The organism is Exiguobacterium sp. UBA6309 (genome assembly GCF_002439205.1).
GTDB lineage: Bacteria > Bacillota > Bacilli > Exiguobacteriales > Exiguobacteriaceae > Exiguobacterium_A.
Genome location: NZ_DJTL01000038.1, coordinates 151,336 through 163,423 on the forward strand (window position 1 = coordinate 151,336; position 12,088 = coordinate 163,423).

Here is a 12,088-nt window from a genome sequence, read left to right on the forward strand (position 1 = left end):
TATACGAACTCCATCTTACGTTGAGAAATTCGTCTAGCGTGTAAGATGGAGTTTTTGTTGTGATTTACGATTTACGAAAAAATGGGGACTCTCTTTTTGATATACATACGTATTTCAGTGTTCTTCATCGATATTCAATCATTATCTAAGCACTACCAAGTTTCTTATTAACATGATGAAGAATTATCTCGAAAACAACAACGAATCGTTCGTTTCGTCACCCAATCTCCACCAGCCTTTTCCCTTGTTGTTTAATCGCTTCGTCATGCGTGACGAGAATAATCGTCTTTCCTTGATCGTTCAACTCTTGTAAGAGCGCCATCACGCGCTCCGCGTTCGCTTGATCAAGCGAGCCCGTCGGTTCATCCGCTAAGATGATGTCACATTGCTTCAGCATCAATCGGGCTAATGCGACCCGTTGCTGTTCGCCCCCTGACAACATGAAGACTTTTTGATTGATTTTGTCGCTCAATCCAACAGAAGTCAGCACTTCTTCGATCGTCTTGCCCGAGCGATAGTATTTTTGAACGATTTCGAGATTCTGCCTAACCGTTTTTTGATCGACGAGTGCGAAGTTCTGAAATAAGAAACCAAGCTTCGTCCGAAAGTATGTTAGTTGATTGCGCTTGTTCGTGATGTCCATTCCGTCGACGATGATCGTTCCCGCATCAATTGGCTCTAGCGCCCCAATCATATTGAGTAGCGTCGTCTTCCCGCATCCACTCGGACCGGAGTCTCCTTGAGAAATCGTTAACGATAGGTCTTCGAATAAGGTTTCTCCTTGAAACGACTTAGTTAGTTGTCGGATTTTAATCATAGATTCCCCCTTTAAAATGCGTTGGACATTTGCCCGTTCAATCTTTCGAATCAGCCAAATCAATAAGACGCCTTCTGCCATTAGTAAGAGCCCTCCGCCAGCTAACAATAGCCCGGGTGAAGAAAACTCAAGGATATAGGCAGCAAGCGCTACAGCCAGTGTACTGACTAACGTAATCCCCATCGTCGACATGATCAGGCGTCGTTTTTTCTGCCAGATGCTGTATCCCATCACCTTCTGAACCGACAACTCGACGCATTCACTTGATACTCGAGTCGTAGCACCGTCCAGATGACGAGTAACTCCAGACTAAGAATCAGAATGACAAAGATCAGATTCATGTTCATCAATCGTTTTGCTGCTTCCCAGATGCCAAGATACTTCTCCCACGCATTCGTCTGTAAGATGAGTTCATTTGTCATCTGCTTCTCCGCCACATAGTCTTGAAAGGTTTCTTGGTCCAGGTCATACACGACGTCAGCCAGTAAGACATTGGACAGTTGTTTTGGTGCTTTCGGTTGTTTTGCTTCGTTGACGACGATGAGTAACGGATCATCGATGAGTGTACTGCCGCTAGTAAGATTTTGATCGATCGCGACGGTCTCGAAATCTTCCTGATAACGGACGACTGGATAGGAGTCTGCAAGATACGCTACGAGTCCGAGTTCACGAAGACCACTATCAATGGTCGACTTCGCTGGAATCGCAATCCCCTCTGGCGCAAAGAACGTCAGCTCATGCTCTAAAACGGAGGCACTATTCTTAAATTGCCCGGCAACTTCATTAAATGCCGTCCGGTTCATCAAGACGGTCGGTTGATCTACCGTGAAGCTGTTAACTGGGGTATTCAATGTCACTTTAAAGTCATCATAAAAGCGTGTGTACAGTTCCGTCTGGATTCGTTCCGAGATGTCGGAACTTTTTCCATCCGAATAGCGTGGAGACGTTACTTTTTGACCGATGTAAGTGTATGAATAATTTTTCTTCGCTTCAAAGAACGGACGCTGTTTATAAATCGTCACCGCTTCGGCGATGACCGTGATACTGCTCGAGAGCATCAAAATCGTCAAGAACGCTGTTGCGAATTTCATGCCATATGTAAAGACAAGTAACTTATTCGACCGCTGACCGTTCGAAAATGCTTCTTTAATCGTCAAACGTCGTAAGCGGAGATAGACCAGTCCGTTTACGACAATCAATCCAACCATTAAGCCACTGAACAGCATCAAGTACGGATCAATTGGTGTGAACAAACGGAGTGTCAAAAAGCTGACGATGAACGCAAGCAATAAAATGCCGGAGTCCATCAGAATCGAAGGCGCTATCCATCGGGCTAACGATTCGCCCATCGATAGACGAACGAGCAATTCCTTTCTGACGATAGCCAGCTCATAGAAGGTCAGTAACACGGTGCTGATCGCAACAAGTGCGAATACGCCTAAGATACGGTACAGTTCTGCCGACTCGTTATAACCAGGTTGCGGATGATTCCCCGCGTATGTATCAATCAATTCCATCTTAAACGCTTTTATGGCGCGGCTGAACCGATTCCGTAGAAGTTCGGCGTATAGGAAACGGCAGGATGTTCGGATAACGGCTTGAACTGGAACGTGATATCACCGAGAAAGACGCTTTGATAGACCTGTTCTTCAATCGAGCGAGTAGCAAACATCGCTTCGGTACCAGCCGTCCCGTAAATCGTCTTCATACTGGAGAGCGTCCGATTAGGCGTCTCTTCATAAGTGAAGACATCGACCTGATGTTTCGTCGCGGCTCGCTCGATATCTGCTAGCATCTGTTGGTCCGAAATCTTCGGATTCGGATAAATCGTCGTCGACACGAACGGTTCTGCGAATCCTTCGAGCGTCAGCATCCGACTCTCTCCAATGATGAACAGACTCGTAAACACCATTACGGTTAGAATCATCAATTTCAAGCGCTTCATCCGGTTTCCTCCCATCTTTTAGTAATACGTTCAGATTACCTTGAAACACGAATAACCAAAAGATATAATTTCCTAACGCAATCCAACAAAACACGTCCTTTAAAAACAATAGCCATCTATTCCTTAAAATCAGTAGACTCACTTCTCTTTTACGACTAGGAATCTATAGACTATAAGCGAATTAGGAAGATCGCCTCTTTAATTTTCTTTTTTCCATGACTTACTCCCTATCTTTCGATTGGTAGAACGATACTGATTTCTTTTTTTCGAACACCCCAGCGGATAAGTAGAGTTATCCGCCGAGCGCAACGTTCCATTTCTTCAATCATGCCAACGGTTTCTTTAACTTTCGATGAGCGTAAGCCGTGTGATTTTCCATTCTTCCGTCCTTTCGCTTCAGATAAACCCGCATTCTAAAGCGACTGTCTTCAGGATAACTCTACTTATACTAAAACTACCGCGGAATACATAACAGATATGCATATCTGAAGAAACGGATACCCATGAACGACTTACTACGTAACTGGATTCCCCTCGTCAACTCCCTCCTGTCCCGCCTCTCGATCCACCCGAATGAACATGATGAATGCCGACAAGCTGCCCTCCTCCGACTTTGGAAATCAATTGAAGAAGGAAAGGTCATGACTGTCACCTTCGCTCGGATTCGGGCAAAAGGGGCGATGCTCGACTATCTCGCAACACGTAACCGGACGCTTTCAACAGAAGTCGCAGTCGAGACGATGCCAGAGCTTCCTCGCACACCGAACGCTTCCTTTCATTATCTCCTCAGTGAACTCAAACGAGATTTGTCGAATAAAGAGTACACGTTTCTCGAAGCCTTGATGCACGGAACGGAAGAGACACTCGGTTACTCACCGGCGCGACTGCGCTCATTGAAGTCGGAACTCCGGCAGAAAGTCCAGTTTCTCCTCGGATGATGACGTATTATCAAGAACGTCTACTCGCGATCATCGAACAGGCGGACTATCGTCCCTTGACGAAAAAAGCCTATCGTTCCGACGTACGGCATCTCTGTCACCATGTCGAGCGGATCGACGTCCCGTCGCTGCAACGTTACGCTAAGTTTCTGCGCGACACGTATGCTCCAGCAACTGCCGCACGACGACTACATGCTCTCTCGATTCTGTTCGACCAACTGGTCGCCGAACGTTCGCTCCAGACGAATCCCTTGGCACGCGTTAATAAACCAGTTCCCACGCCTCACCGGCGACTTGCCTTCACGTATGACGACGTCCACCGTGTCCTCGAGACGATTCGTGACGAGACTGTCTACGCCTTTAGTTTTCTTCTCCTGCATACGGGACTGCGTTTTTCCGAAGCCCGCGACTTACACCTCGCAGACGTCGACTTTGCGCGCGATCAGGTACTCGTCCGGAGTGGTAAAGGCGATCAATCACGTCAAGTTCCGCTACATCATGCGTTGCGCGATGTCCTGACGCGTTATATCGAGACGATTCGTCCTGAAGCTCTCCCACTGTTTTGCGAAGACAGCGGACGACCGGTCAATCCGGCAAAGTTTCGTCGTGTCTTAAGAGAAGCAAGTGAACGATGTCTCGGACGGATTTTGCGACCGCATGACATCCGGGTCACGTTCGCAACGACGCTCTATCACGTGCATCAGACGGACATTCTAACCATCATGCGCTTACTCGGTCACAGCGATGTTCGGACGACTCAGCACTACGTCCTACCGTCGCACGACATTGCCCATACGTCAGTCAATCGACTCAAGCGGACAGACGATTAAGAACGTCCCGAACGTGATTCGTCTGACTGCGGATGTATCCTTCCGTAGTCGAGATGCTGGCGTGACCAAGCAGACGCTTTATATCGAGTAACTTCAATCCTGCCTGCTGATAGAGATAGGTCGCATAGGCGATCCGTAACATATGCGGACGGATGTGACGCTTCAAGGACGTAAATCCGACCTCGCGAAGTGCCTTCCTTGCCGCATGTTCATTGATCATCCGTCCCGTGACGGATTGAAACAAATAGCCGGTCGTGCGACCTGTAAGAAACAGACTAATCTTATCGCAAAGGGTCTCCCCGATTGGAACGGTCCGTGTTCGACCGCCTTTCCCGTGACGAACGTACAGTTCATTTTTCGCTAGATCAAAATCCTGAATCGTCAACAAACGGGCCTCCATGAAGCGGAGGCCCGTTTGGCTGAGCACCTCGAAGAAGAGGCGATAGGTTGGATCTTGAATCTGTCGAATCACGGGGATCAACTCTTCACTATCATGATACGTCTCATCTTGGAGACGTTGATGGACGATCGGACGGATCTCGACCATCGGATTCTTTTTGATCCGTCGTCGCTCGACGAGGACATTTCCGAGCCGGTGTAAGGCATGATACCGTCGCAGGATCGTCGACGGCTTGTAATGTGCTTTCATCCAGTGAAAGTAGCGTCGTAAGGACGCGACTGACCAATCAATCTGATGCAAGCGCATTTGTCGAAGATCACTTCGGTATGCCTTGATCGTATGGGCTGACCGCGAGCAGTCGGTCAATAAATACTGATCGAGATAGTCATAGTGGGTCATAGCTGGTTCCTCCTTTTATAGGGACTGACATGACAGCCGATGGAATACACGATTGATTTTCGATGAAATATCAAGAATCGCTTTCCCTAAACCATCAATGAACGAAAAACAAAAATAAGGAAAAAAGTTACAATCATATTGAATCTATTTGCTGTAGAGCAGAAGAGAAAGCATACCTTTCTTTACCCTGAACGACAGCGCATTGATTCTCTCCACTAATCGATAAAGGAGCTTACATATGAATACGGATAACGACTATCTTGGCAATCCATCAGATATTCTCGTCACTACGTATGTGACGGAAGAAGACTTGCGCGACATCATCGCAACCGAATTTAAAGATTTTTGGCACCCGAAACTACGCATCACCCCACACGAGCTCGTGATTACTGGATCGACCGTCTCAACAGAACATCGATTTGCCCATCATAAACCGTTCACCCTCACGATTGCCCCGTTTCGCATCCGTCAAAACATCATCTCGTTTCATATCTATGACATCAGCCCAGCATCCCAAGAGCAGACGATTTTGAATCTGCTAAAGGCAAACCCAAACTTGTCTTACAGTTATCACATGATTCATGTCCATCTTCAACCATGCGACTTCGGAAATCCGTTTTTCCATACGCTCCAGTATACGAAATTAATGGATCATAAAATCCTCGTCGGTCTCCACCTATAATCAATATGCTTTGATTTTTCCTCACCTGCAGATGTTATTTGAAAAAAATGTATATGATTGAATGAAAAAGGGTATCTAGATTGCACCTTTACCATTCGATTAAACATTCCACTCTGCCGAGGTGACTCCATCTACCATGCCAAACCATACGATGCATGCTCATACTGACTTTTTACTCGTCACGTTATCTTATCTGATTGCCGCAACATCCGCCTACATCGCAATTGAACTCGCAGGACGCGTCAAGACAGCAACCGATCGTTCGAAACATCTTTGGTTGATTGCTGGTGGCTCGATTTTAGGTCTCGGCATCTGGTCGATGCATTTCGTCGCGATGCTTGGTCACGGTACCTTGAAGGATGCGACCTACTCGTTCCCGCTCGTCTTTCTATCGGTTCTCATCGCGATGACGGGATGTATCCTTGGCTTTTATCTCGTCGCTCGCCGTATGTCCCGTGAATCATTCGTTCTCGGCGGTTTTTTGATGGGAAGTGCGATTGCCGGCATGCATTATGTCGGGATTGCCGCTTTACAGGGGATGACTCTGCAGTATCATACAGGATATGTGTTGCTCTCGATCTTGATTGCGATTGCTGCTTCTTGGACCGCACTCTGGATCGGTTTCTTTTCGCGTTACGCAAAGCAACAGATGTTGGTGCAGACGAAAGTCTTCTTTGCTCTCATCATGGGCATCGCGATCTCCGGAATGCATCATGTTGGGATGCTCGGTTTAGAGTTTCAGATGATTCCATCGTTCACGAGTGATCAAGTCATCGAACCGGCGATGCTGTTGACACTTGTTTCGATCGTAACGCTCTTTTTATTCATCGTCTTCTTCTTCGCTTCCGTCTTGTTTGATCTCCAGTTACGTAAACGTGACTTCATCCAAGCGACGATTCTTGAATCAACTGAAGATGGTGTCGTCACGACGAATCCTGACGATCTAATCCAATATGCAAACTCGCTGTTCCATGATTTTTTCCCGGAACGTCACCCATACTTAACGGAGCATGACGTAGCTTTACGTCTTGATGTGCCCGATCATACGAAACAGATGCTACACGTTGACGAACACATCCTTGAAGTCGTCAATCATCCGCTGAAGGGCGAGAACTTGAATCAGACACTGTGGTTCTTCCGAAACGTCACCAATCAAGTCTCATCCCAGCAGCAACTCGAACACCTTGCCTTTCATGACCGGTTGACGGATTTACCGAATCGAGACAAGATTACACTCTTCATCGAGGAACAGATCAGACAAGAAATTCCTGTATCCTGTCTATCGCTCAGCATGGACCGTTGGCGTTCGCTGAGTGATATGCTCGGACATAAAGGCGTTGAGAGTCTGTTGCTGCAGATTGCAGAGCGTCTGCAAGCGACGATTCACACACGTGATGTCCTAGCACGCCTTGATTCATTAGAATTTCTTGTTCTCCTGGTTGACGAGCGGAGTCAACTGGCGACACAAAAAGCCGAGAAGTGTTATGCTGCCTTATCGCAACCAATCGATATCGATGGGACGGTCATTACGCTGACGATGCGAGCAGGGATCAGTCATTACCCAGAAGACGCAGCAACAGCGGAAGAACTGATCGAGTATGCGAAACTGGCACTACACGCTTCCTTCAATGAAGCGCAAAACACGATCAAGGAATTCAAGATCGAAAATCGAAACGATATCTTACGGACCGTCCAGATTGAAAAATTCATGACAGAGGCACTCGAAGCAGAAGTGTTCGAGCTCGTCTATCAACCGAAGATCGAAGTGGCTACAGTACGCATGACCGGTGTTGAAGTGTTGACACGCTGGACGCACGATGAGCTCGGTTTCGTCTCACCAGCCGAGTTCATTCCAGTCGCTGAAAATATCGGGGCGATTCACGCATTAGGTGACTGGGTGTTACGTACCGCCTGCCTACGCTGGGTCGCGTGGCAAGACTTGACACCGGAACCATTCTCGATTGCTGTTAACGTCTCGCCACTTCAGTTCGCGAGTCAAAAGTTCTTACGTCGCGTCGAAACAATTCTCGAGGAGACAGGAATGAATCCGGCATACCTCGAGCTCGAAATCACGGAGTCCGCCGCCTTATCCTATGAAACGGCGACCTATGAAAAATTAGCACGACTGCAGGAACTCGGTATTCTTGTTTCCCTCGACGACTTCGGTACTGGTTAATCGTCCTTTAAACAACTTTGTTCATTACCGATTCAGTTGTTAAAGATTGATCGCTCGTTCATCAGTTCTTTATTTGACGGCAAGAATCAACAAGCCATCGTTCAATCGATGATTCAATTTGGACATAATCTCGAGATGGAGGTCTTAATTGAAGGAGTAGAAACGATGGAGCAGGTAGTAATGTAAGCGTTAATATAAAAAAGAGAGTGCGATTCCACTCTCTTTCCCTTTCCTTAGCAAAAAATGTTATACCCATTGTCCTTTCCAATTCTTTTCAATTAGGTTTGGAGGGTTAATCGTAATTAACTGATTTAATAAAACTGCTTCATTGTTTTCATAAATTTCATCAATCAACCAATCTTCTAATTTCTTTTCTAGAACTCGCTCGCAATCTTTCCAGTAAAACGGGCGTTTCTCTAAGTGATGCGCATCACTAGCAATAAGATGGGCTTGTGCATTTTCTAGTAACGCAATTGCGAAGCGCTGTACGTCCTTACCGTACTTTCCAACTAAACTAGCACATGTGACTTGACTGATCGCACCATTCGAAATTAATTCAAATAATAGAGACGGATTTTGAATAAATGCCTTGTTCTTTTCTGGATGCGCAACAATTGGAATGTAGCCATCTGAAATCAATTCAGCAAATACTTGACGCGCGTATGATGGAATCCCGCTCGACGGGAACTCAATCAAGATGTAGCGCGACTCATTCAACGTTAACGCTTGCCCTGCTTCTATGGCTTCCATCAATTCACCAATCAAACGAATCTCATGCCCCGGATAGACAGTGATTGGAATATCACGTTGTTTCAATAACACGTTGAATTCATTCACTGTCAACTTTACGTCGACGTCTTCTGTCTCGAATTGCGGATGATAGAGATGTGGTGTCGCGATGATCCGTGACACCCCCTCGGCAGCTGCTTGTTCTGCTAACTGTAACGCGTGCTCGACACTAGACGGACCGTCATCGACGAGCGGCAATATATGACAATGAATATCAACCATGTGAATGTCCCTCACTCATAAGAATAGTAGTATTGATATGCTGAATCATCTGTCAGTTCACGACGGTTCAAGACGACGCCAAGGATTTTGGCCTCAGCGAGATCGAGTTGTTCTTTCGCTTTTAAGACACGTTGACGATCAGACGTTGTACAACCAACGACAAGTACGACACCATCCGTGAGCTTAGATGTAATCCGACTATCTGCCACTTGTAGCAATTGTGGTGCATCAAAGATAATCACATCAAAGTCTGCTCGTAGTTGTGATACAAGGTGCTCCATCGCGCGTGACGATAATAACTCTGCTGGGTTCGGTGGAATCGGACCTGCTGTCAAAATGGATAAGTTATCGACCTTTGTCGGTAAAATGGCTTTTTCTTTTTCTGCCTGACGTGTCAGAAGACTTGATAGACCTAAACCATTTGCAACTTTGAACGTATAGTGTACTGTTGGACGGCGCATATCCGTATCGATGATTAAGACTTTTTTTCCTTGTTGCGCATAAGCGACTGCAAGATTGGACGAAGTCGTTGACTTCCCTTCCCCTTGCGTAGCAGATGTAACAAGAATCGCTTGAATCTCACGATCGACAGCCATGAATTCAATATTCGTTCGAATCGTCCGATATTGTTCAGCTACGGGCGATTTCGGTTGTGTCACCGTAATCAGCTTCCGTGCGTCTTTATTCATTTTACTTTTCTTAGCCATATTGTTTGAACGCCTCTCGTTTGGCTGCTTTTGATGAAGATTTGAATACTTTACTATCGATATCTGGAATACTACCTAAAACTGGTAGGTCAAGGATTTGTTGGACTTGTTCTTCTGTACGGATGCGGCGATCGAGTACTTCACGCAAGAAAGCAAGACCGACACCTAATAAGAAACCTACTACTGCAGCAATCGCTGTATTTAAGATGATGTTCGGACTGACCGGTGATGTTGGAATACCTGAAACCGATAATACTTTGACGTTATCGACGTTCATTAACTTCGGAATATCTTCACTAAATACGTTCGCAACAGAGTTCGCAATGTCTGAAGCGAGTGCTGCATCTTTACTTTGAACGGACACGTTAATGACCTGAGAGTTCTGTTCACTTTCGACCGTGATCATATTGTTAAGTGCAGATACACTTGACGGAGCATTTGATACTTCTTTTTGAACCTTTTCTAAGATCGCTGGACTTTTAATGATGACACGATATGTATTAACGAGCGTCACCGATGACTGGACTTGTTGCGCATCAATGATGTTGTTCTCTTGTTTTTTCGGTGTAACGAGGATTTGCGTTCCTGCTTGATAGGTCGGCTTAATTAAAAAACTACTGACAGCAAACGAAATCAAGGCTGCTACAATCGTTAGCGCTAGAATCCGCCAAAACTATTTACGTAAAATTGAAAATAATTCCTGCAAGCTAATCGTTTCATTCATGGTTTAATTATTCTCCTTTATTTGTCTAATTCAACGTTTTCTAACACAACTAAAAGTTAGTATAACAAATTTTTGGGAAATGGTTGATGTTTTTTAGGAAATGTCATACGTTTTTTGAAAAACATTGCGTATAATAAAATATGAATTGTTTCAATTTTACATTCATTCCTGCAATCAGACATAGGAGGATTTTTTATGCACCGCTCGCTTCAAGCCTTACAATTTTATACCTCTCACTCTGTTGAGGATATTTCTCGGCTGCATGAACGGATCCGTTCAAGTCTTGCTTCGACGGAATCTCTGACCGATACGATGATTCGCATCACAGGTCAACCGCCGCTCATTCCCTACGAAGAAGATACGGTGACTGCGGCGGAATGGGAAGCATTTCTCAGTGGAAAACATCATCCCGTTCTCGCTGATTTTTACGGCACGCTCGTTGCCCGTCCGCTGCTGGATGAAGATGGTCCGCTTCCAGATGAAGGGGAAGAAGTACTTCCGACACTCTCACGAAGTCATCGGGAGCCCGAATCAAAACGTCGTAAAAAAGAGAAGGATATTCCACATGCCGGTGCTAAAAAACCAGTTCCATGGGGCTGGATTGCACTATTGATTCTTTGTTTCTTGCTTGGTGCCGGTGGAACATACGTCTACTCGACATACTTCGCTCATTCGGCAGATACGACACCTAATGCAACAGTCGAAAAACCAGTCACCGTCGAGAAAACAAAGGAACAAAAACCTAAAAAAACAGAAACTGCTTCTCCTGTCGATGATGTACTGTATGTCAAAACACGTTCGAGCAATATTTATCAAGAAGAATCAATGACGACGTTACTCTACGAAGCTGACTTTGGAGACGGATACCGAATTGTTGAGAAGAAAGACGGTATCACAGAAGTGGAACTATCCGATGACTTAACAGGATTTATCAAAACAGCTGATACAACGAAACGTTTGGAAGGTGAACCGCTCGCTGACGAAACACTCCTAACTTGGGTGAACGATCAACTCGATACAAGCTTCGTTACAGGTACACTCATTGACCTTATCGGTAAAACAAGCACAGAGTTGAATAGTCTTTATGGACCAGCTGATCGGACATTCGAAGACGAATTACACGATTATGTATTTTATGGTGATCATTTCTTCGTTTTAAAAGATGACCGCGTCATTGCGATCGATTGGACGAACACGGATATCACGAATGCGCAACTCGCTTCGCTTGCCCCGCTTCAACTCGAAACGGAAACAACAGGACTCATCACGAGTAACTCGTATCGACTGCAACGCTTTGAAAAAGAAGGTACGGTTAGTCGCATTCGTTTAGCTGAACAATCGTTTTAAACGAAAAGAGGCTGGGACATAACTAGCTGAATTTAACGAGAAGAAGGAATTGCCATCACTCAGGATGTGCAATTCCTTCTTTTTTCATTATCTCGCGTCAAGTTGCCCTTCG

At 45.6% G+C, this 12,088-nt stretch carries 11 protein-coding genes and 1 pseudogene; 5 read left to right on the plus strand and 7 right to left on the minus strand.

All coding sequences use genetic code 11. From position 1 onward, the window contains the following. Positions 1–217 precede the first annotated feature (217 nt). Genes B3M90_RS13925 through B3M90_RS13935 form a run of 3 tightly spaced genes read right to left on the minus strand, consistent with a single transcriptional unit; the run spans position 218 to position 2,762 of the window. On the minus strand, positions 218–1,048 hold the full coding sequence (locus B3M90_RS13925; protein WP_290784604.1) for an ATP-binding cassette domain-containing protein: 831 nt from the start codon (positions 1,046–1,048) through the stop codon (positions 218–220). After that, complete coding sequence (locus tag B3M90_RS13930) at positions 1,048–2,334, minus strand: hypothetical protein (RefSeq protein WP_290784606.1); 1,287 nt, start codon at positions 2,332–2,334, stop codon at positions 1,048–1,050. Before B3M90_RS13930 ends, B3M90_RS13925 begins: the two co-directional genes overlap by 1 nt. Positions 2,335–2,345: 11 nt before the next feature. After that, positions 2,346–2,762, minus strand: coding sequence for a hypothetical protein (locus B3M90_RS13935; RefSeq protein ID WP_290784607.1), 417 nt, complete (start codon positions 2,760–2,762; stop codon positions 2,346–2,348). 503 nt (positions 2,763–3,265) lie between these two features. On the opposite strand from B3M90_RS13935, the gene B3M90_RS13940 reads away from it, so the two are divergent. Continuing rightward, on the plus strand, positions 3,266–3,700 hold the full coding sequence (locus B3M90_RS13940) for a sigma factor (protein ID WP_290784608.1): 435 nt from the start codon (positions 3,266–3,268) through the stop codon (positions 3,698–3,700). Further along, the gene (locus tag B3M90_RS13945) at positions 3,697–4,530 is read left to right on the plus strand and encodes a tyrosine-type recombinase/integrase (protein WP_290784609.1); all 834 of its coding nucleotides are present in this window, start codon (positions 3,697–3,699) and stop codon (positions 4,528–4,530) included. The genes B3M90_RS13940 and B3M90_RS13945 overlap by 4 nt, the downstream gene beginning before the upstream one ends. On the opposite strand, the gene B3M90_RS13950 is transcribed toward B3M90_RS13945, so the two are convergent. Beyond that, entirely contained in the window at positions 4,511–5,329 is an 819-nt protein-coding gene (locus B3M90_RS13950; protein WP_290784610.1) for a tyrosine-type recombinase/integrase, read from the minus strand. The two genes, B3M90_RS13945 and B3M90_RS13950, sit on opposite strands and share 20 nt — an antisense overlap. 238 nt (positions 5,330–5,567) lie before the next feature. On the opposite strand from B3M90_RS13950, the gene B3M90_RS13955 reads away from it, so the two are divergent. Continuing rightward, the gene (locus B3M90_RS13955) at positions 5,568–6,011 is read left to right on the plus strand and encodes a hypothetical protein (RefSeq protein WP_290784612.1); all 444 of its coding nucleotides are present in this window, start codon (positions 5,568–5,570) and stop codon (positions 6,009–6,011) included. Between the two features lie 151 nt (positions 6,012–6,162). After that, positions 6,163–8,373: pseudogene (locus B3M90_RS13960) on the plus strand (bifunctional diguanylate cyclase/phosphodiesterase). A 60-nt stretch (positions 8,374–8,433) separates the two neighbouring features. On the opposite strand, the gene B3M90_RS13965 reads toward B3M90_RS13960, so the two are convergent. From B3M90_RS13965 to B3M90_RS13975, 3 genes are read right to left on the minus strand one after another with little or no spacing between them, the layout of a single operon-like run. Beyond that, the gene (locus B3M90_RS13965; protein ID WP_290784614.1) at positions 8,434–9,198 is read right to left on the minus strand and encodes a tyrosine-protein phosphatase; all 765 of its coding nucleotides are present in this window, start codon (positions 9,196–9,198) and stop codon (positions 8,434–8,436) included. 11 nt (positions 9,199–9,209) lie between these two features. Continuing rightward, the gene (locus tag B3M90_RS13970) at positions 9,210–9,905 is read right to left on the minus strand and encodes a CpsD/CapB family tyrosine-protein kinase (RefSeq protein WP_290784616.1); all 696 of its coding nucleotides are present in this window, start codon (positions 9,903–9,905) and stop codon (positions 9,210–9,212) included. Then, complete coding sequence (locus B3M90_RS13975; protein WP_290784620.1) at positions 9,898–10,569, minus strand: YveK family protein; 672 nt, start codon at positions 10,567–10,569, stop codon at positions 9,898–9,900. The genes B3M90_RS13970 and B3M90_RS13975 overlap by 8 nt, the downstream gene beginning before the upstream one ends. 255 nt (positions 10,570–10,824) lie before the next feature. Between B3M90_RS13975 and B3M90_RS13980 the strand changes: the two genes are divergently transcribed. Then, complete coding sequence (locus B3M90_RS13980; RefSeq protein ID WP_290784618.1) at positions 10,825–11,976, plus strand: hypothetical protein; 1,152 nt, start codon at positions 10,825–10,827, stop codon at positions 11,974–11,976. The last annotated feature ends 112 nt before the right edge of the window (positions 11,977–12,088 follow it).